This window comes from Silvibacterium dinghuense, from assembly GCF_004123295.1.
In the GTDB taxonomy this organism is placed as follows: domain Bacteria; phylum Acidobacteriota; class Terriglobia; order Terriglobales; family Acidobacteriaceae; genus Silvibacterium; species Silvibacterium dinghuense.
In genome coordinates this window covers 1,040,284-1,061,053 of sequence record NZ_SDMK01000001.1, presented here as the reverse complement: position 1 = coordinate 1,061,053, position 20,770 = coordinate 1,040,284, and the positions used below count along the sequence as shown (strand labels likewise).

Here is a 20,770-nt window from a genome sequence, read left to right as displayed (position 1 = left end):
CCCGTTGGCCGGGAACGTGCTTCTCTATCCGGTGACCGCCAAAGGAGCGATGAGCGATGTGGGCTAATCTGAGATATACCCTGAGGCAATTGCGCAAGGCGCCGGGATTCACTGTGACCGCGGTGCTGACGCTGGCGCTGGGTATCGGCGCGACCACGGCCATCTTCACGCTGGTGCAGCAGGTGATGCTGAAGTCGCTGCCGGTGGCCCGGCCGTCGGAGCTCTATCGCATCGGGGATCAGATCCATTGCTGCGTCATCGGCGGCTATACCCAGAGCGGGCGCGGGGATAACGAGTATTCGCTCTTTTCTTATGAGCTCTATCGGCATTTCCGCGACCATACGCCGGAGTTTGCCGACCTGGCGGGTTTCGAGGGAGGCGATACCGGGCTCGGCGTGCGCCGCAGCGGTGTCGCCGGCCGCGCGGAGCTGCGCATCGGCCAGTTCGTTTCGGGAAACTTCTTCTCCACCTTTGGTGTGGGGGCATGGGCAGGGCGCGTGTTTACGCCGGCAGACGACCGCGAGGACGCCGCACCGGTGGCAGTGATGGCGTATCACACCTGGCAGCAGAAGTACGGCTCGGACCCCTCGGTGGTGGGTGCCTCCTTCGAGCTCAATGGCAAGTCCTTCACCATTGTGGGCATTGGCGCACCGGGCTTCTTCGGCGCTGGCGTCCGCACCTGGGGCACACCCGATCTCTGGATTCCGTTCTCTGACGAGCCAATGATGCAGGGCACCAGCTCGCTGCTGAACAATGCCGACCAGAACTGGATCGATGTCATCGGCCGGGTCCGTCCCGGCACCGATCCGAAGGCTCTGGAGGCCAAGCTGCGCCTGGAGCTGCGCCAGTGGCAGCTCGGTCACATAGAAGATATGCAGGCGAATGACCGGGAGCGGCTGCCCAAGCAGCAGCTCTTTCTTACGCCGGGAGGCGCGGGCGTGGCGCAGATGCGCGCGCGCTACGAGGATGGACTGCGCCTGCTGCTGCTGGCCGCCGGCTGCGTTCTGCTGATTGCCTGTGCGAACCTGACCAATCTTTTGCTGGCGCGTGGCCTTGCCCGCCGTCAGCAGCTTTCGGTGCGCATGGCGCTTGGCGCTTCGCGCGCGCTGCTGGTGCGAAAAGCGCTGTTTGAAAGTGTCGTTCTGGGCGTGCTGGGAGGCGTTGCCGGGCTGCTTGTGGCCTATGGCGGCACGAGCCTCATTCTGCACTTTGCCTTCTCGGGCGGAGATCATTACGTTCCAATCCAGGCCAGCCCTTCGTGGACGGTCCTGCTTTTTGCCATGGGACTTTCTGCGCTCACGGGTGTGGTTTTCGGGATTGCGCCTGCCTGGATCAGCTCGCATGCCGAGCCGGTGGAGGCGCTGCGCGGGGCCAACCGCTCCAGCGGGCAAAAGATTGCATGGCCGCAGAAGGCGCTTGTGATCTCGCAGGCGGCGCTCTCGCTGGTGCTGCTGAGCGCGGCGGCCATGCTGACCCAGAGCCTGCGCAACCTGGAGCATCAGTCCTTCGGCTTCAAGACCGAGGGCCGCTATGTGGCCACGGTCGAGCCGCTGCTGGCCGGATATCAGCCGAACGACCTGCCCATGCTGTACCGGCAGATCGAAGATCGTCTCCAGGCTATTCCAGGCGTGCGTGGCGCCAGCTCCTCGCTCTATGCGCCGATGAGCGGCGACAACTGGGATACGTTCATTCGCATCGAGGGACGGCCTGAGCCGGCTCCGGGAGAGGATGTGACCGCAGGGTATGTGCGTATCGAGCCCGGCTTCTTCCAGACTCTTGGCACGCGCATGCTGCAGGGACGTTCGATTACGGAGGACGACACTGCTTCCTCGCGGCATGTCGCTGTGGTCAACGATGCTTTTGCGAAGCACTTCTTCCCGGGGCAGAATCCTATCGGCCAGCATTTCGGAAAGAATCTGGCCGGTCATGCCGGCGATATGGAAATTATCGGCGTGGTGGCGGATATCCAATATCTGTTGAACGCGGAGCATCTGCAGAGCGGCAGGATGGCCGAACCCATGTTCTTTATGCCGGAGACCCAGTTTGAGCAGTATCTGGGTGGCGATGACATCAACAGCGAAACCCGCTCGCATTATCTGCGCCAGATTGTTCTCTGGGCGCCGGGCAATCCTCCGGGGCTGGAAGAGAAGGTGCGCAACGCAGTCGCGGAAGTGAATCCCGATCTCACGGTAGAGAGCTTCTCCAAATACGATGAGCTTCTCAGCGCCGACTACGCTCAGGAGCAGCTTATCGCCCGCCTGACCATGCTGTTTGGCGCGCTGGCGCTGGTGCTGGCGGCGGTCGGACTCTATGGCGTCACTGCCTACTCGGTCGAACAGCGTTCGGGAGAGATCGGTATCCGCATGGCGCTTGGAGCAGATCGTCAGTCTGTTGTGGCCATGGTGCTGCGCGGCGCATTTCTGCAGGTGGGATTGGGGCTGGTCCTCGGCATTCCTGCGGCCATCGGTGTGGGCCGGGCTATTGCCGGTCAGCTTTTTGGCGTTGCGCCTTATGATCCGCTGCTGCTTGCGCTGGCCGCTTTGTTCGCCGCGACGGTGCCGGCTCGCCGGGCTGCGAGCGTGGACCCGATGGCGGCCTTGCGCAACGATTGACGAGGGCAGGTTCGTGCATAGCAGCCTCTCGGGCGCGGCTTCGCGATATAACTGAAAGCGAAGATGCCTGCCACGCTGTCCGTCGCCATGATCGCGCGCAACGAGGAGAAGAACCTCCCGCGCACCCTTTCGAGCGTCCGCTGGGCCGACGAGATTGTGATCGTCGACTCCGGCTCCGTGGATCGTACGCCGGAGATTGCCCGCGAGTTCGGCGCCAAGCACTCGTTTAACCGCAACTTCGAGGGGCATCCCCAGCAGAAGACGATTGCCATCAACCAGTGCACGAGCGACTGGATACTGCTGCTGGACGCGGATGAAGTCGTAACGCCGGAGCTGGCGGCGGAGATTCGGCAGGTACTTGAGAAATCAGAGCAAGACAAGCCGGAGTTTACGGCCTACTGGCTGCCGCGGCTGAACCTGTTTATGGATCGCTGGGTGCGGCACGGCGGGTTCTATCCCGACCACAAGCTGCGGTTGTTCAAGCGCGGCTCGGCGGTGATGGACGTGAAGGGCGGTCCGCACGGCACGCCGCAGCACGAAGGGCCGAAGGGCACGCTGAAGAACGATCTGCTGCACTATGCGTACCCGGATTTTGAGCTCTACCTGAGCCACATGAACGACTACAGCACGGAGACGCTGGATGTGCTGGTGCGGCGTGGGAAGGCGAAGTCAACCGGCGCACTGATCTGGCTGGGAGTGGTGAACCCCTTCTTTACGTTCATCAAGAATTACATTTTCCGCGGCGGATTTCTCGACGGCACGCAGGGGCTGATCTATCACCTGAACCACTCGGCGTATATCCACTGGAAGTACGCGAAGGCCTGGTACGCGCAGAAGGTGAAAGAGGTCGAGCCGTAAGGGTTTGTGCCGCTTGCGCGGGAGAGATGTTTCACCACTAGTATTCTTTAGCCAGGACCATCCTTGCCGTTGAGAGTGTGTTTACATGTTCGGGTTACGTGGATGCATCGTAGCGCTTTGCTTAGTTTCCGTTCTGCCTATGGTTTGGGCTGAAGATCAACAGACTCAGTCTTCAACCACGAGTACAAACGGCTGCCCTGCTGTACCCAAGCCTGTTGGCATGGCCGGGATCGTAAAGATCAAAGGAACGATCGGCAAGGATGGGCGAATGCACGACGTCAAGGCCGTTTCTGGTCCAGATGCGCTTCGGCAGGTAGCTATCAGCATCGTGTCTACAAACCTTATGAGCATTGGGGCAAGGTTGTGGAGGTGAAGACCTCGATAAACGTCATCTTCACCAAGGATAGCGATAACCTGATTCCAGCCATGGAAAAAGCTACGCCCGCTGCACCGACTTTGCAGCCTGTTCCCGGAGATACAAAGGCCGCTCCATCAAACTGAATAAATGACAGTGCCCTGGTTCACCGCCAGGGCCAGATGGTCCAGCGCTTCTCGGCGCTCTGGAAGAGATAGACGGTGAAGATCACGATCAGCGGCTCGAGCGGATGGCGGAAGCGTGCTGAGACCGTGACCGCGTAGTAGGTGAGCGGCAGCAATGCGAAGGCCAGTGCGTAGAGCCCCGCGGCGGGGATGCGGCGGGTGAGCGTCAGCAGCAGGCCAAGCAGGCCGACGATGGTGATGAGGTCGAAGTTCAGGTCCGGTCCGTACTGCTTCCAGAAGCCGCGCACGCTGGTGCGGGGCACGCCTGCCCAGAAGTAGAAGGTGCGCAGCAGGCAGTTGTGCAGGAAGTGCAGCGGGTCTTGTTTGATGTAGGCCTTGGCCGCGTCGCCGCGCATCTTCGAGTAGGCGACTTCACCCATGCGGCGATAGATCTCGCGTTGATCGGGCGCCATGTAGGGATGTTGCCAGCCCATCTCGAGGCCGTTCGAGCCGGGCCCGTTGCCGAGATAGAGCTCGGCGCCGAAGTTGGCGCGCAGCGGGACGAAGGCATGCAGGGCGCGGTAGTTGCGATAGGTCCACGGCGCGACGCAGGCGATGAAGAGCACGGCCGCGAGCACGGCCTTGCCGGCCTGCGACTGCCAGTCGCGCAGCGGGCAGCCGAGGATGATCCATACACCGGCGACGGGCAGGAAGAGCAGCGGTGAGGGATTGGTGAGCGCGATGCCGGCCCAGACCAGTCCGAAGCCGAGCCACTCGCCGACGGTGGGGGACTCGTGGCGATCTTCGCCGATGCCGCGCATGCGCAGCGCGAGGACCAGCGCGAAGGTGAAGAGCCAGGTGGTGAGCGTGGTCTCCCACACCCACTTGACCGCGTACTGCAGGAAGGCTGGATAGAGTGCCCAGATCCACGCGGACCAGGTGGCGACGCTGCGATGGAAGGAGCGCTGCGCGATCTCCCACAGCGGGCGGATGGTGAGCGCGGAGAAGACGCTGTTCAACGCCAGCAGTACCCAGCCTGCGCCGTTCGAATAGACGCCGAAGAGCTTGAAGCAGGCGGCGATGAGCAGCGGATAGACGGGCGGCAGCCACGCCGTGGGGCCAGTGTGGCCATTGAAAGGATCGGCGTAGCCGTAGCCGGTGGCGACGGCGCGGGCGATGCGGCCCATCTCGTGGCCGAAGTTGAAGTGATCCTCGATGGGCGAGAAGCGCCAGGTGTGCGCGAAGGTCATGTAGAGGACGCGCACGGCGAGCGCGATCCAGACCAGCATCCACGGAGCCGTAAAGTCGCTGCGCTTGATCGTCTTCATGTGGCCTCGTGCTTTCTGCGCGGCTGCGCGGACTGGAAGAGATACACCGTGAAGAGGAAGAGCAGCGGTTCAAGGGGATGGCGAAAACGTGCAGCCACAGTTACAAAATAGTACGTCAGAGGCAGAAGCACGAAAGACCAGGCGAAGAGTCCTGCGGCGGGAATTCGATTTCTGAGCGAAAGCAGCAGGCCGAGAATGCCGGTGATGCTGAAGAAGCAGTAATCGATCTCGCGGATGGCTTCGGCGGCGGGATGCGCGTCGGTGGGATGCGGCACTCCGGCCCAGAAGAAGTAGAACCGCTTGAGCGAGATGGCGGCGTAGTGCAGATGGTGCGTTCGCATGTAGACGTGCCACTTTTCGCCCTGCTGGCGCGTGTATTCGACCTCACCGAGCGTGCGGTAGCGGATGGTCTCGGGGTTGCGCTCCTCGAGCGGCAGCGTGGCCATCCAGGCAAATCCGTTAGAGTCGGGGCCGCTGCCGGCCCACATCTCCGCACCCATGTTGCCGCGGATGGGGATGAATTTGTGGAAGGCTTGGAAGTTGCGCGTCTCCCAGGAGCCGAGAATAGCGAGGAAGACGAGGCTGGCGAGTGCGACCTTGCCGAGTTGGGCGAGCGGCTGCTTCGCTCCGAAGAGTATCCATAGTCCGCAGATGGGCAGGAAGAGCAGCACGGTGGAGTTGGAGAGCGCAATGCTGCCCCACAGAAGACCGAATCCTAGCCATTGCGTGGCAGTCGCTTCGCGAGGCTTGTCTTCTCCGATGCCGCGCATGCGCAACGCGAGCGCGAGCACCCAGGTGAAGAGCATCGCGGTGAGCGACATCTCCCAGACCCAGTGGATGGCGTACTGCAATGCTGCCGGATACACGGCCCACATCCACGCGGACCACTTCGCCACGCGCAGGTTGTAGCAGCGGGCGGCGATCTCATAGACGAAGAGCGAGACGGCCGCGGAGAAGACGCTGTTGATGGTGAGAATGACCCACGCCGAGAGCGCGGTGTAGACGCCGAAGAGCTTGAAGACGCCGGCCAGCAGCAGGGGAAAGATGGGGGGCGTCCATGCGGTGGGTCCGGTGTGGCCGACAAATGGGTCCGCGTAGCCGTAGCCGGTGACCAGAGCGCGGGCAATGCGGCCCATCTCCCAGCCGAACTGGAAGTGATCCTGCGCGAGGCGGATTTTATAGGTGTGGCCGATGACGATGACCAGTGCACGCAGCAGGAAACCGGCCCAGAAGATGATCCATGGGGCGCGGAAGCGGTTTGATTTTGTAATGGTATCTGTCACAAATTCCTCTTCACGCCTGCGCGGCCGCAGCCGTTGAGGCCCGGCGCCGTTCGGCGGACTGGAAGAGATAGACCGAGAGGATCACGATGAGCGGCTCAAGGGGATGCCGGAAGCGTGCTTCCACGGTCACAAAATAATACGTAAACGGCAGCAGGACGAAGGCCCATGCGAAGAGTCCGGCCGCGGGCACGCGCCGCTTGAGCGCGAGCAGCAGGCCGAGCACGCCGGTGATGCTGGGCAGGCAGTAGTCGAGCTGACGGATGAAGTCGAGAAACCAGTGCTTGTCGGTGGGATGCGGCACGCTGGCCCAGAAGAAGTCGAAACGCTCGAGCGAAAGCTGTGCGAAATGGCCCGGATGCGCGGCGATGTACTCCTTGGCCAACTGGCCGCGCTTGCGTACATACTCGATCTCGCCGAGCTGCTTATAGAGCTTGTGCTGCGGCTCCTGCTCAGGCAGGCCGATGAGCGCGCCGTAACGAAAGCCCATGGAGCCGGGACCGTTGCCGGCGTAGAGCTCGGCGCCGAAGTTGGAGCGCATGGGCACGAAGGCATGGAAGGCCTGCCAGTTGCGTACGATCCATGGCGTGATGACGGCCATGCAGAGCACGCCTGCGGCCACAGCTTTCAGGATGGTCTGCGACAGCGGCTTGCTGCCCATCAGTATCCAGAGCCCGCAGACGGGAAGGAAGAGCAGCATGGTGGAGTTCGAGAGGGCGATGATGCCCCAGATCAGTCCGAAGAACAGCCACTGTCCGAGTGTGGCTGCGCGGTGTTCCTGTCCTTCGTCTACAGGCTCGCCCACGCGACGCATGCGCAGCGCCAGCAGCAGCACAAAGGTGAAGAGCGCGGTCGAGATGGCTGTCTCCCAGACCCAGCGCGTGGCATACTCCATCACCGCCGGGTAGAGAGCCCAGATCCATCCCGACCACACGGCAACCTTGCGGTGGAAGCAGCGTGCGGCGATCTCATAAACCCAGCGTGCGGCGGCCGCGTTGAAGAGGCTGTTGAAGACGAGGAGTGCCCAGCCGGCGAACAGCGAGTAGACGCCGAAGAGCTTGAACGCTCCGGCAATGAGCAGCGGATAGGCCGGCGGCACCCATGCTGTGGGGCCGGTGTGTCCGTTGAAGGGATCGGCGTAGCCCGCGCCGGTGACCAGCGCGCGTGCGACGCGGCCCATCTCGTAGCCGAACTTGAAGTGATCGGCATACGCGGGGACGCGATAGGTATGCGCGACCGTGATGTAGACAACACGGACGAGGAAGCCGACCCAGAAGAGCGTCCACGGTGCCTGGAGATGGGGCGCGCGCAACGTGCGCCTGGAGTTTTCGATCATGGCTGGAAGTGCCCTGCGCCGGGGCTGCGTTCCTCAATATAGCGCTCGATGGTCTCGTCGAGCACGCCTTTTGCCTCGAGGATGAACTCGACGGCATCGCGTCCTGCGCCGTGTCCGCCGGGGCTGGGCGCAACCCAGTGCGCAGCAGCCTTCACCTGCGGACGGGCGCTGGCGACGGCAATCGCCAGGCCGCAGACGCGCATGACGGGCAGATCGATGATGTCATCGCCGACGTATGCGATCTCTTCGAGTGTGACGCCATCCTTCTCCATCATCTCTTCGACGGCCTGCATCTTGTGGGCCTGCCCCATGTAGACGTGGTCGACGCGCATATCGCGCGCGCGCAGAGACACCGCCTCCGAGACGCGCTTGGTGACGATGCCTACGCGGATGCCGGCGAGGCGGGCGAGCGAGACGCCGGAGCCGTCATGGGCGTTGAAGCCCTTGGCTTCGATCATGGAGCCCGAGGCGAAGGCGAAGCCGCCTTTGTCGGCAAGAGACTCGGCGTGTTCAGCGGTGGAGAGTGCGGCTTCAGGCGCGGGAAAGAGCCAGATGCCGCCGTCGGTGAGGACGCCGTCCACATCGAAAAGCAGCAGGCGGATGCGGCGGGCGCGGTCTTCCGCGCTCAGTGTTGCGGATGCGGGCATATATCCGCATTTTACGTGCTCGTCGCATGGCCTGAGGCTGCATTGCGTGAAGAGGAACGGCGGGTTTCTCGACTCGCTTCGCTCGCTCGGAATGACAACATCCTTTTAGCTTCCGTAGTTGCGGCTCTCTTCGGTTGTCTCCCAGGGATAGGTCTGGAGGGGAAGGAAGGTGCGTTGGAAGAAGGCGTCATCCACGACATAGCACTCGCCATCTTCGCCTTTGATGATCCACTCGCCGCGGCGCACATGGCGGAAGCCCATATCCGTTGTGATGGTCTGGTCGGCGTGGCACTGTGTGGCATCAACAAGAAGCGGACGGCAGGTACGGAAGCTACTCATACATCCTCCGCCGGAGATTCCGGCACCTCTGATTCAAAACGCGTGCCCGTAAAGGCTTCTGAAATGCTTTCTAAAGATTTCGTCAGGACCGGAGGTGCTTCGGTTGCTAGGAGTAGCTAAGTGATTGAGGGCGAAGAGGAGACGAAAATCGGGCTAGAATAGGCGCATGCTGTCCTCCGCGCTGCCTTCCTCGCTCGATTCCGCGGCTGTGCCTGCGAGCCTGCGCTGGGCGCACCCGGTGGTGCAGGAGTGGTTCGTGCGCCGCTTCGGCACGCCTACGGAGCCGCAGGAAGAGGGCTGGCCGCATATCCTTGCGGGAAAGCCGGTGCTCATCTCCGCGCCTACGGGCAGCGGCAAGACGCTGGCTGCGTTTCTGATTGCGATTGATGCGCTGCTGCGCCAGGCTATCGAGGGACGCCTGGATGCGGCCACGCAGGTGGTTTACGTTTCGCCGCTCAAGGCGCTCTCGAATGATGTGCAGAAGAACCTGCAAGCGCCGTTGCGTGAGATTCAGGAGCTGGCAATGGCTCGCGGCTATCTTTGTCCGCCGATTCTTGCCGCTGTGCGCACCGGCGACTCGCTGCCGGCCGAGCGCCGCGCCATGCTCAAGCAGCCGCCGCACATTCTCGTGACCACGCCGGAGTCGCTCTATATCCTGCTGACCTCGGAGAAGAGCCGGCAGAACCTGCGCCGCGTGCGCACCGTGATCGTGGATGAAATCCATGCGGTGGCCGATGACAAACGCGGTTCGCACCTGTCGCTGTCGCTGGAGAGGCTGGATGCGCTGGTGCGTGGAGAAAATCCGCTCGCGCCCGGCGATTTCGTCTGTGGATATGTCAATGGGGGCCATGAGGCGCCGCAGCGGATCGGGCTCTCGGCTACGCAGAATCCAATCGAGCTGGTGGCGGATTTTCTCGGCGGCGCGCGTGGTGGTGAGGTTGAGATTGTGCAGGCCGGGCAGCGGCGCGGGCTCGATCTCGGCATCGAGATTCCGAATGAAGAGCTGGGCTCGGTGGCGACGACGGCGGTGTGGGAGAGCATCCATGCGCGGATCGTCGAACTTGCGGCCGAGCATCGTTCGACGCTGGTCTTTGTGAACACGCGTCGCATGGCGGAGCGGCTGGCTTTTGCGCTGGGGGAACTGATCGGTACGGAGAACGTAGCCGCGCACCATGGCAGCCTTTCGCGTGCGCTGCGGCTGGAGAGCGAGCGGCGCCTGAAGGATGGCGAGATTCGCGTGCTGGTGGCGACGGCTTCGCTGGAGCTGGGCATCGATATCGGCAGCGTCGATCTGGTTTGCCAGATCAGCACGCCGCGCGCTATCGGCGTGGCCATGCAGCGTGTGGGACGCGCGGGCCACTGGCGCGGTGCGACGCCGAAGGGACGCTTCTTCGTGACCACGCGCGATGACCTGATCGAGACAGCTGCTCTGATCCGCGCCATGCGCAGCGGCCTGCTCGATCGGCTGGAGATTCCGCAGAAGCCGGTGGATGTGCTGATGCAGCAGATCGTCGCGTCCTGCGCAGCGGAGCCGTGGGAGGAGCAGCGTCTCTTCGAGCTCTTCCGCCGTGCGCAGCCGTATCGAGCACTGACGTGGGACGAGTTCGACGAGGCGCTCTGCCTGCTGAGTGAAGGCATCGAGTCCAGCCGCGGCCGCTATGGTTCGTATTTGCTTCGTGATCGCGTACATGGGCAGATTCAGGCGCGGCGCGGGGCGCGCATCACTGCTGTCACGAATGGCGGTACGATTCCGGATCTGCCGCTGTTTCATGTCATCATGCAGCCGGAGGGCGTGCAGATTGCCACGCTCGACGAGCACTTCGCGGTGGATTCGTCGCCGGGCGATGTGATCCTGCTGGGCAATACGAGCTGGCGCATTCAGCGCATCGAGTCGAGCGGGCATGTGCATGTGGAAGATGCGCATGGGCAGCCGCCGAGCCTGCCTTTCTGGACGGGCGAAGCGCCGTTGCGAACCTGGGAGCTGTCGCAGTTTGTCTCCGCGCTGCGCTGCGAGATCGCTGAGCGCACGCCTACAGTCGAGCCGGGGTTCATCAGCCAGTCGCATGAGGAAGTGGCGGCAACGGCGGCGTGGTTGAAGGATGCCTGCGCGGTGAACGATTCGGCTGCCGAGCAGATGATCGGTTATGTGGCTGCCGGGCGCGCGGTGCTGGGCACCATTCCATCTGTAACCACGGTTGTTGCAGAACGGTTCTTCGATGAGGGCGGCGGCATGCAGCTCATCTTGCATGCGCCCTTCGGCGGCCGCATCAACAAGGCGTGGGGATTGGCGCTGCGCAAGCGTTTCTGCCGCGGGTTCAATTTTGAGCTGCAGGCCGCGGCTACGGACAACGGGCTCAACATCTCGCTGGCCGAGCAGCACAGCTTTCCGCTGAGCGATGTCTTCCAGTTCCTGACCACGCTGACGGTGAAGGAACTGCTCGAGCAGGCCTCGCTGGCTTCACCAATCTTCAAGTCGCGCTGGCGCTGGGATGCGTGCCGGAGCCTGCAGCTGCTGCGCTTCCAGAAGGGCAAGAAAGTTCCTCCGCAGATCATGCGCACGCGCTCCGACGATCTGCTGGCCAGTGTTTTTCCGCAGGCTGCGGCGTGCTTTGAGAACATCGAGGGCGATATCCAGATCCCGGATCATCCGCTCGTTCGAGAAGTCATGCGGGATGTGCTGCAGGAGGCGATGGACCTGGAGGGGCTGACGAAGATTCTCGCCGCGATGGACTCGGGCGCGATCCGTTGCGTGGCCATCGACACGACGACGCCTTCGGTCTTCGCGCATGAGCTGGTCAACGCGCATCCCAATGCCTTTCTCGATGAGGCGGGGCTCGAGGAGCGGCGCGCGCGCGCCGTGGCCATGCGCGGCCTGCTGCCCGACCAGGCGCTGGGCGAGGCGGGACGGCTTTCGCCGGCGGCGATCGAGGAGGTGCGCGCGCAGGTATGGCCCGATCCGCGCGACGAACACGAGCTGCATGACCTGCTGTGTTCACTGGTGATAGTGCCGCAGGCGATGATGGACGATCCGCGCACGCAGCATTGGGGGCCGTTCTTCGCGTCGCTGGAGCGCAGTCGCCGCGCCGGGTTTTTGTTCGCGGGTGGGCGCAGGTATATTGCCGCCGCCGAGCGGCTGGCTGAGCTGAAGCTGCTATGGCCGGATGCTGCATATGATAAGCAATTCATTGCGCTGCCGGCGAACATTGCCGGCGCCGACGAGGTTCTGCGCAAGGCGATGCAGGGATGGATGGCGATTCTTGGGCCGGTGACCTCGCGCTCGCTCGGCGAGCGGCTGGGCGTTGCGGCATCCGAGATCTGGAAGCAGATGCTGCTGCTCGAGGCGTCGGGCACGATGCTGCGCGGGTGCTTCGATCATCCGCCTTCTGCTGAGCCGATCGCGGAGGAAGACGTCGAGTGGTGCGAGCGGCGGCTGTTGCAGCGGATTCACAAGCGAACCCTGCATGCCTTGCGCAAGCAGGTCGAGCCGGTGACGCCGGCGGTGTACATGCGCTTTGCTCTGGACTGGCAGCATCTTGGGCCGCAGCGACAGCTCTCGGGCGAGCAGGGGTTGCTGGAGGCGATTCGCGGGCTCGAGGGATTCGAGGCGCCAGCCGTCGAGTGGGAGCGGTCGATCTTGCCGCAGCGCGTAGCGAATTACGATCCGCGCTGGCTCGATGCTCTGACGCTTACCGGCGTGGTCGGATGGGGGCGCATCTCGCCGCATCCGGCATTTGCAACGGTCGAAGGTGGAGGGCCGCGGCGTATCGTGCCTACGGGCATGGCGCCGATCACCTTTTTTCTGCGCGAAGAGGCGCTGTGGATGGATTTGTGCCTGCAACAGCGACAAATTCCCGGGGCGAATCTGGAGGCATGCCTGAGTTCTCTGGCGAACCGGCTGCGCTCCTGCCTCGCGGAGCGCGGAGCGATGTTTCCTGCAGAGCTGGCGCGGCTCTCTGGCGCTCCGGGTGAGGAGACGGCGCTGGCGCTGTGGGAACTGGTTGCTGCGGGGCTGGTGACGGCCGATGGGTTCGACAGCCTGCGCCAGCTTGTGGACCCTCGGCGGAAGCAAATTTTTACCGCACCTGCGCGGGTGCGGCCTGCGGCGCAGAATCGCAAGGCCGCGGGGCGCTGGAGCATGCTGGCGCAGGCTCCGCTCGTCGACGAAAGTCTTGGCGAAGCTGCCAAGCGGTGGGAGAGCGAGCTGGAGTCTGCCTGCATGACGCTGCTGCGGCGTTACGGTGTGATCTTCCGCGATCTGCTGACACGGGAAACGTCGATGCCGCGCTGGCGTGACCTGGTCGGCATGTATCGCAGGATGGAAGCACGCGGGACCGTGCGCGGCGGGCGCTTTGTCTCCGGCTTTGGCGGAGAGCAGTTCGCGCTGCCCGAGGCGCTGGAGATGCTGCGCGAGGTGCGGCGCAGGCCGCAGGCTCAGGCAGCGATCACTTACGCTGCGGCAGATCCGATGAACCTGATCGATATTGTGATTCCGGGCGAGCGTCCGGCCGCGATTCCGGGCCGGACGGTGACATGGCCGTTTGCGGAAGAGAAAGAAGAGACAGATGCGCCGACGACGGTGAGCCTGTTTTCCTCTCCTGCCCTGGGTTTTCTTGAGACCCACCCATGACCAACCGAGGGTCATGGGTGGGGCACCCGACCCCACTCAAGCCGACTTCATGCTTGAATGGGCCGGCTGGAGCGTTTTGCGAGGCGTATGTCTGAAGAGATGCTGGTGGAGGGCCGTGATTATTACATGGACGGCCCGTACCTGGTGTTTACGGCGGAGTATCATCTCCGCCGTGGTTACTGCTGTGGCTCGGGGTGCCGTCACTGTCCGTGGCGCGACGAGGCGCAGAGCGGTTCCGCCGCGCCGCAGCCACAGAAAGATTGATGGCTACTGCTCTTTCAGCCCCAGCGCCTGGATGTAGCCGGGATTCTTCACGCAGTTCGCAAACTCGACGTTCTTCAGCAGGTCATCGAATGCGGCCTGGATGTGGTCCTGGGGCGGCCGCGCGCCGATGCGCTTCTCGGCGTTGCCGGTTCCCTCGGGAAGCTGCGAGTAGGCGACGATCTCGTCCCAGTAGCGGGGCTTGGGCGCGGAGACGATCGAGGAGGTGGTATCGATCTTCTTGTACGTCCAGAAGGCCCATCCGATGTGATTCTGCTCCAGCACGGTTACGAATTTGCCGATCCATGCGTCGTTATTCTCGCCTGATTCGCCGAGCCACACCGGCACGTTGTATTGCTTCGAGAAATCGACGTAGGTCTGGATGGAGGCCTGCACCGGGTCCATCCAGTATTTGTGCAGCTGGTAGACGGTGTTCGTATCGAAGGGCGGCCCGAAGACTTTGAAGTTCGTATCCCACTGCGCGCCGCCCAGGATGACGATGTGATGCTTATCCACGGTGCGGATGCCGGCGACGATCTTTTTGTAGACCGGCTCGAGCTTGTCGTTGTACTTCTGCAGCGAGGGATAGTGCGGCACGGGTTCGTTCAGCAGGTCGTAGCCGAGCACGGTCTTGTTGTTTGTGTAATGGGCGGCGATGCGCGTCCAGATTTCGACGGTCTGCCGCTGGCACTCCTCGCTGTCGTAGAGCCAGGGGTAGCCCCAGCTGTTGTCGATGTTCGTGCCGGTCTGTCCGCAGGGCGCGGCGTGCATGTCGATGACCACGTAGATGTGGTTTTCACCCGCCCAGCCGATGACGCGGTCCAGAAGGCGAAATCCCTCGTCATTGCCGGGAGTGAAATAGCGGTAATCGATGGGGATGCGGATCGAGTTCAGGCCGATCTGATGCAGATAGGCGATGTCGTCGCGGGTGATGTACTTCTCGCGCCACTCGTGCCAGAAGCGAGCCGAGGCATCGGGCCCGAGCAGCTCGTTGGTCAGTGCTTCAATTTCACGCGTGGACTGCGGGCCATGTTCGAAGTGGAACATGTAGCCTTCGGTTTCAAACCAGTTGCCGAGGTTGATGCCGCGCAGATAGAGCGGCTGGCCGTTGCCGTCCACAATTTGCTGTCCGCTGGTGTGCGCGAAGCCGCTGTCTGCGGCCTGTGCGTGCCGGGGCGCGGTGAGAAGAGAGAGTCCGATCAGGGCTGAGGCAGAGAGCACCGACGCACGGTGCAGCAAAGAGCGAAAGCAAGTCACAGCAATGTCCTCCGCCAGTCACTCTACACTGCGGCGGGAGTCACTGTTGAGTGACTTGCTCTGTGTCTTAATTTCCGGGCGAGGATGGCGTTGGAGTGCCTCCCTGTGCCGGTGCTGCCGGTGTCGTGGGAGCCGGTGCGGGCTCGCGGATCAGCACGGCCGTGCGCGGGAAGCTGAAGCTGCCTCCGGCATCATCGATGACGTTGACCTGGCAGGTATAGAGCCCAGGCTTCAAGCCATTCAGCGGTACGTCGAACTGGAAGGCCACGGCGTCGCGATTGGGCACGTTGACGCTGCTGGCTTCGACCAGAGGCGTCTCGAAGCTCTTCGCGCCATCCTTCAGAAATTCGATGCTCGTCAGCACTTTGACCGGAGCCTTGGGATTCTTCTCGGCTTCCTTCGCGGCCTTGGGATCGCTGCTGGCCGTGCCGACATGCGAGGGCGCGTACACCTCATAGAGGAAGTAGAGGTGCTGGTCCTGGCGGAAGACATGCGGCAGGTTCGGCACCAGCTGCTGGCCGTCGCGGTCGAGCGGATTATCGCTGTTCTTCGGCGCGGGGATCATCTGGCTGGCCAGCACCACCGAGCTCATCTTCAAGGGAATCCTGCGCTGGTCGGGGACCTGGATGTCGGCCTCGAAGGAGCCCATGCGGCCGGTTTCGTTCTCGCGCACGACAAACTTGAGGTGATATTTGCCGATGGGCAGCGTGAAGCCCGTCGAATACTGGACGTTCTTCTGCCGCACCTGCTGCGCCTGGTCGATCGAGAGCTTCACTGTCTGGCGCGCCTGGCCGATGGAGCGGCCGGAGGCTTCCTTCACTTCGCCAATGATGTCGAGCGTGGCCTTGTCCTTGTCGCCGCCTTTGACAAAGGGGATCTGCGAGCCGGGTACGACGAGGGAGACCGGCACGAAGTAGTGTGTCTCGTCGGTGCGGAAGTAGAGCGCCTGCAGATAGACGGCGACGTCGGTCGCGGGCAGGTCGCTGGCCAGCTCGTCTTCGAGCTGCCGTTCGCGGTCTTCGCGGTTCGAGTGCAGGAAGTCCGCCGGCGCGTAGTAGCCGGGGCGATATTCGAGCTTCACATCGGGCCGGTTCACCTTGATGGTCAGGCGGCGATAGCGGCCATCCTTGCGCGTGTCGGTGGAGCGGAAGCCGATGACATAGTAGGCCGAGGTGTCGCGCTGCACACGCTCGAAGGCCGGGGAGAAATCGTTCGAATCGAAGAAGGCCTTGCCGCCGGTGTCCGACGAGAGCGTCGCCATGACTTCCTGCGTGTTGTAGTTCGAGTCCATATTGTTCTGGAGACCCGCGCCGTTGTAGCTGCTGGTTCCGCGCAGGCTTCCGGTGGAGGCGTCGCCGAGCGGGGAGATGGCCTGCAGGCCGCGCGTGTCCACGCTGTAGATCGAGAGATTGGAGCGTACGGCAGAGTTGATGGCCGAACGCAGCGAAGCCTGGTTCTCGATGCCGTCGCGCTGAATGCCGCCCGAGAAATAGAGCATCGACTTCTTCTCGTTGATATACGCGAGCGACTTTGCGATCGAGGAGATGGCAAAGAGTTCGCGGTCGGTGTTGAGGTCGTTGTATTCGCTCTCGTCGGCGGTGAAGGCGGTGGTGTCTTCCACCTGGTTTGTCGTGCTGGTTGCGCCAGGCTGGAAGCCCTGACCTGCGCCGGGATCGTAGTTGTTCACGGCGTTCAGCAGCAGCTGCTTGTTCTGCGTGAAGTCCTGGTCGAGCGAGAGGTTCGTATCCAGAGAAACGACCGAGACGAGATCGGCAGGAGCCATCTGCTTGTTGATGTAGTCGCGTGCGGCTTCGACCGAGCGCTCGATGTCTTCGGGCTGCATCGAGGTGAGGTCGAAGAAGAGCACGATCAGGCGGTGATTGCGCAGCTCTTCGGGCTTGGCTACGCCGGTCTTGGCGTTGAAGAGGCTCTTGCCTGAGCTGCCGCTGATGGTCGCCTCATTCAGCGGCGCGGCCTGGTCCACGCTTTCGAAGTCGAAGCTGGCGATCGACTGGGGCTTGCCATTCTCGAGTACGGTGAAGTCCTTGCTGGTGAGGCCGTGCACGATGTCGCCGGTCTTCTTGTCGCGCACCACCACGTTGGTCAGGACCAGATCGCTGGTCACCTTCAAGGTGAAGGAGGACTGTTCGGGCGACTGCTTCAGCTGATCTTGCGCGAGAGCAGGCGCGAAAGCAGACATGAGGCCTGCGCCTGTGCAGCAGGCGGCGAAGAGGCAAAGATGACGGGGTAGTTTCATGATCGACCTCTTACTCCTAGAACCTGTACCGTGAGAGGAAAGAGAAGCTGCGCATCGACGCGGCCGAAGTGACTTCGCCGAAGGTTGCCGAGCCGAGTGTCGTATCTACGCCCGAGTATTGCACCGTATTGAAGACGTTATCGACGATGGCTCGTATCTCGAGTGTCTTCATGTCGCCGAAGCGCTGCGTCTTCGAGAAGGACATGTCCTGGGTCATGGTGCCCGGGCCGGGGATGGAATAGCGCGAGGCGTTGCCGTAAGTGCTGGTGGGCGTGGCGAAGGCACCCTTGTTGAACCAGTCATCGAGCCTGCCCGCGCCTTTGGTGAGCGAGATGCCCTGCACGCGGTCCGGACGCAGCGAGCCCGTGCTGCCGCGCGATACGTCGTCAATGGCTGCTTCGTAACTCGGCGTAAGCGGTTCGCCGGTCGCGAATCCGAACGTGCAGGAGACGGAGAAGCCGTTGAGCGCCTTGGAGAGGAAATTGCCGCTGGTCAGGTAGTGCTGATCGGGACCGAAGGGCAGCTCGTAGAGAAAGGTTCCGTTGATCTGCTGACGGATGTCGAAGCTGGAATTCGACTCTTCGGCCAGGAGGTCCTGCCAGTTCTGCGCGACCACGGCGGTGGTGCCGCCGTTGCCGCCAATCGACGATGCATCGTCGATGGAGTGCGAGTACTTGTACGTCGCGGTGATTGCAATGCCCTTCTGCAGGCGCTTGTTCAGGCGCACGGTGAGTGCATTGAAGTTCGAAAAGGCAGTGGAGTTTTCGTAGTCGTAGTTCACACCGCTCAAGGACTCGGTTGCATTGCGGCCCGGCGCGTCGACGATGTCGAGGTGCGTGCCCTTGGAGCCGTTGTAGCCCACATTCAGCATGATGCCCAGCGGGAAGGTGTGCTGGATATCGATGTTCCATACCTGCACGTAGGGCAGCTTGTAGTCCTTGTTGACGGCGTAGTCGCCTTCGGTCGGTGGTTCGGTGCTGAAGCCATTGAGCAGCGTATAGGTGGGCAGCTCGGTCAGCGAGTTCGTATTCGACTGCACATTCGCATAGGGAGCCTGGAATGCGAAGTCATTCACGAACTTCACATACTGTCCGTTGGCAAAGTTGATGCCGTATCCGGCGCGTACGACTGTCTCCTTGATCGCGCGCCAGGCGATGCCGATGCGTGGGGAGAAATTCCCACGCTCCGGATTGACCAGTGTGCGCGGATACTTGCCGTTGTAAGGACCGACACCGTTAGCCGTCACTGCGGACACGCAGGCAAAATTGCAACCGGTATCGAGTTCGGCGAGGCGGTCGTATTTCTCCGAGTAGGGTGAGAAATACTCCCAGCGCAGGCCATACAGTACCGTGAAGTTCTTGAGCGCGCGCCAGTCGTCCTGCAGGTAGGCGTCGTAGGTGTTCTCGCGCAGGTATGCCTTCTGATATGGAGCGGTGATGCTGGTGGCCTGCGGCAGTCCGAGCAGCAGGTCGGCCAGCGAAGAGCCGGTGCTTGCGGTGCCGGTCGAGGTGTCCGTGCTGGTCCCTGGCGCTTCGGTATAGAGGCCGGTGAAGGTGTAGCTCGGATTGGTCTCGCTCAGCATGTTCAGGTGCACGCGCTTGATGTCTCCGCCGAAGCGCACATTGTGCTTGCCGTGAATCCACGCGACCGTGTTCGAGAGGCCGACGGTCTGGTTCTGCTGGAATTTCGGCGCCTGCTCACTCATGCTGGTGAACTGGTTGAGCGTGATGTCGGGCAGACCGTAGAGCTGGGGATCGGTGGGCAGGCCGTTGAGTCCGATCTGGCTGGCGATGTCGGTCTTATTGGTGAAGTAATTCGTCGTCTGCGTGTCGCTGTAGTTCCAGGTGCCATTCAACATCTCGGTGATATGGCCCTTGCTTGCCGAGTAGCCCAGCTGCAGCGAGTACTGATGCGTCTGGGTCTTGCCGCTCAGCTCGGGAAAGATGTCCAGGCTGTCGTTGGCGGTGTGGCTGTAGTTGAAATTGCCGCTGATGTTCTGCGTCAGTTGGGGATTTCCCTGGCCCATCATGTGGCGCATCATGCTGCGCATGGCCTGCTGGTTGCCGCCGCTGCCGAAGTTGTGGATCAGCCGCAGGCCCAGGGTGGTGGTATTTGTCTCTTCCGTAGAAAGCGCGCGGTAGTTCTGCGTGGTTCCGGAAAGGTTCGGCAGCGGCATATACCCGAGCAGCGCCGTGGCCTGCGAGGAGAGGCGCGCGGTGGGAATGGTGTTCGAGGCGAAGGGCTGGCCGGTATTGGGATCGTAGATGGTGATTGTTTCTCCGGCGCTGTTGGTCAGCCTGGAGAGGTTGCCGGCGCGCTCTGCCGCCGTCGGCACGGTGCCGTACTCGTCAAAGGGCGAGGACGAGTGCGTGCCGGAGAGCGAGAAGAAGACGAAATCCTTTGTATCGTGCTCGAGAATCTTCGGAATATAGGGCGCGGCAAGGAATGTCAGGCCGAATTTGTTCGAGTCGTAGCTCGGTTGTTCGACCTCGGCTCCGCGGATGGAGAAATTCTGCGCATTGAAGGTGGAGGGACCGCCGCTCCAGAAGAGCGCGCCGTGGGGCTTGTTCGGATTGAAGTTGCGGAAATTGCCGCGTCCGCCAAAGCCGCGTCCGCCACCGCCGCCAAATCCACCGCCACCGAAGCCACCACCGCCGCCGGGACCTCCACCCCCTGGACCACCCCCTCCGGGGCCGCCGCCACCCGGTCCGCCGCCGCCAGGACCACCACCACTGCCTGGACCGCCCTGACCGTCCGGTCCGCCATCGGGTGGTCCGTCACCGGGGTGCATGCCGGCAAAGGGATCGGTCGAGCCGGTCTGTCCAGCTACGGCCACGGATTCGGTCGAGGTATCGGTCGCGCTGGCCAGGCTGGGCAGCTGTGTCGCGCTTTCGGTTGCGCCGCTGCCGGTTGCCGCGCTGATCAGATCAGAAGCCGAACCCAGCAGGGAGAGATTTTGCGCACCGCGTCCGCTGCCATACTGCCGTGCTCCGCCTGTGCTGCCGGATGAGGCCGTCTCCTGCTGCTGTTGTGCTGCCGCGCGCGAGGCCAGCAGCAATGTGAAGTCCACCGTGCGGTCATGCCCGGTGGCGTTCAGCAGGGCTTCGCCGGTCGACTCGGCAAAGGCGGCCAGCTCGGTCTTTACCACGTAGCGGCCATTGGCGGGGATGGTCATGCTGTAGGCGCCGGTCGCATCGGTGGCCGTCGAGTAGCGCTTGCCGGTGAGCGTATTCGTGGCTGTGATGCTCACGCCGGGCAGCGGTGTGGTGCCCGATTTGACCGTGCCGTGGATGGTGCCGCCGGTCTGGACGGGAGACGACGGCGCCGCATCTGCCTGCGCCGAACCCGCCTGACCAGAACTTGTCTGGACAGGACTTGCCTGGGCAGGGGCAGCCTGTTGCCGCGAAAGGGGGGCACTCGCCGCTGAAGCTGCCAGCGGAGACACGGCGAGTAGAGCAATCGTGGAAAGGAGTCGCTGCATCATGGCC

General features: G+C 62.8%; 12 protein-coding genes. 4 read left to right on the top strand and 8 right to left on the bottom strand.

Annotated features, from left to right (window positions below; translation table 11 throughout):
* The first annotated feature begins 56 nt into the window (after nucleotides 1–56).
* Nucleotides 57–2,612 carry an ABC transporter permease gene (locus ESZ00_RS04150; RefSeq protein WP_129206897.1) on the top strand — a complete coding sequence of 852 codons (2,556 nt, stop codon included), beginning with the start codon at nucleotides 57–59 and terminating at the stop codon, nucleotides 2,610–2,612.
* A gap of 63 nt (nucleotides 2,613–2,675) precedes the next feature.
* A complete protein-coding gene (locus tag ESZ00_RS04145) occupies nucleotides 2,676–3,470 on the top strand; it encodes a glycosyltransferase family 2 protein (RefSeq protein WP_129206896.1) in 795 nt (264 codons plus the stop codon).
* Nucleotides 3,471–3,991: 521 nt separating this feature from the next.
* Here ESZ00_RS04145 and ESZ00_RS04140 read toward each other — a convergent pair.
* The 5 genes from ESZ00_RS04140 to ESZ00_RS04120 all read right to left on the bottom strand — a co-directional run bounded on the left by ESZ00_RS04140 (nucleotide 3,992) and on the right by ESZ00_RS04120 (nucleotide 8,880).
* Complete coding sequence (locus ESZ00_RS04140; protein WP_229740948.1) at nucleotides 3,992–5,278, bottom strand: glycosyltransferase family 39 protein; 1,287 nt, start codon at nucleotides 5,276–5,278, stop codon at nucleotides 3,992–3,994.
* A complete protein-coding gene (locus tag ESZ00_RS04135; RefSeq protein WP_229740947.1) occupies nucleotides 5,275–6,561 on the bottom strand; it encodes an ArnT family glycosyltransferase in 1,287 nt (428 codons plus the stop codon). Before ESZ00_RS04135 ends, ESZ00_RS04140 begins: the two co-directional genes overlap by 4 nt.
* A gap of 10 nt (nucleotides 6,562–6,571) precedes the next feature.
* Nucleotides 6,572–7,894: an ArnT family glycosyltransferase gene (locus ESZ00_RS04130; RefSeq protein ID WP_129206895.1), complete on the bottom strand. Its 1,323-nt coding sequence runs from the start codon at nucleotides 7,892–7,894 to the stop codon at nucleotides 6,572–6,574.
* The gene (locus ESZ00_RS04125) at nucleotides 7,891–8,541 is read right to left on the bottom strand and encodes a KdsC family phosphatase (protein WP_129206894.1); all 651 of its coding nucleotides are present in this window, start codon (nucleotides 8,539–8,541) and stop codon (nucleotides 7,891–7,893) included. The genes ESZ00_RS04130 and ESZ00_RS04125 overlap by 4 nt, the downstream gene beginning before the upstream one ends.
* 105 nt (nucleotides 8,542–8,646) lie before the next feature.
* Nucleotides 8,647–8,880 (bottom strand): hypothetical protein, encoded by a 234-nt coding sequence (locus ESZ00_RS04120; RefSeq protein ID WP_129206893.1) that lies wholly within the window; start codon nucleotides 8,878–8,880, stop codon nucleotides 8,647–8,649.
* 166 nt (nucleotides 8,881–9,046) lie between these two features.
* On the opposite strand from ESZ00_RS04120, the gene ESZ00_RS04115 reads away from it, so the two are divergent.
* Together ESZ00_RS04115 and ESZ00_RS20005 are read left to right on the top strand one after the other, a co-directional pair.
* Nucleotides 9,047–13,507, top strand: coding sequence for a DEAD/DEAH box helicase (locus tag ESZ00_RS04115; protein WP_129206892.1), 4,461 nt, complete (start codon nucleotides 9,047–9,049; stop codon nucleotides 13,505–13,507).
* 87 nt (nucleotides 13,508–13,594) lie between these two features.
* The gene (locus ESZ00_RS20005; protein WP_164981338.1) at nucleotides 13,595–13,771 is read left to right on the top strand and encodes a C1orf53 family protein; all 177 of its coding nucleotides are present in this window, start codon (nucleotides 13,595–13,597) and stop codon (nucleotides 13,769–13,771) included.
* Between the two features lie 3 nt (nucleotides 13,772–13,774).
* On the opposite strand, the gene ESZ00_RS04110 is transcribed toward ESZ00_RS20005, so the two are convergent.
* From ESZ00_RS04110 to ESZ00_RS04100, 3 genes are all read right to left on the bottom strand, one after another.
* Nucleotides 13,775–15,025, bottom strand: a complete 1,251-nt coding sequence (locus ESZ00_RS04110) for a glycoside hydrolase family 5 protein (protein WP_229740946.1) — start codon at nucleotides 15,023–15,025, stop codon at nucleotides 13,775–13,777.
* 67 nt (nucleotides 15,026–15,092) lie between these two features.
* Nucleotides 15,093–17,282 (bottom strand): VWA domain-containing protein, encoded by a 2,190-nt coding sequence (locus tag ESZ00_RS04105; protein WP_229740945.1) that lies wholly within the window; start codon nucleotides 17,280–17,282, stop codon nucleotides 15,093–15,095.
* Between the two features lie 16 nt (nucleotides 17,283–17,298).
* Nucleotides 17,299–20,766: a TonB-dependent receptor gene (locus ESZ00_RS04100; RefSeq protein ID WP_129206891.1), complete on the bottom strand. Its 3,468-nt coding sequence runs from the start codon at nucleotides 20,764–20,766 to the stop codon at nucleotides 17,299–17,301.
* Between the last annotated feature and the right edge of the window lie 4 nt (nucleotides 20,767–20,770).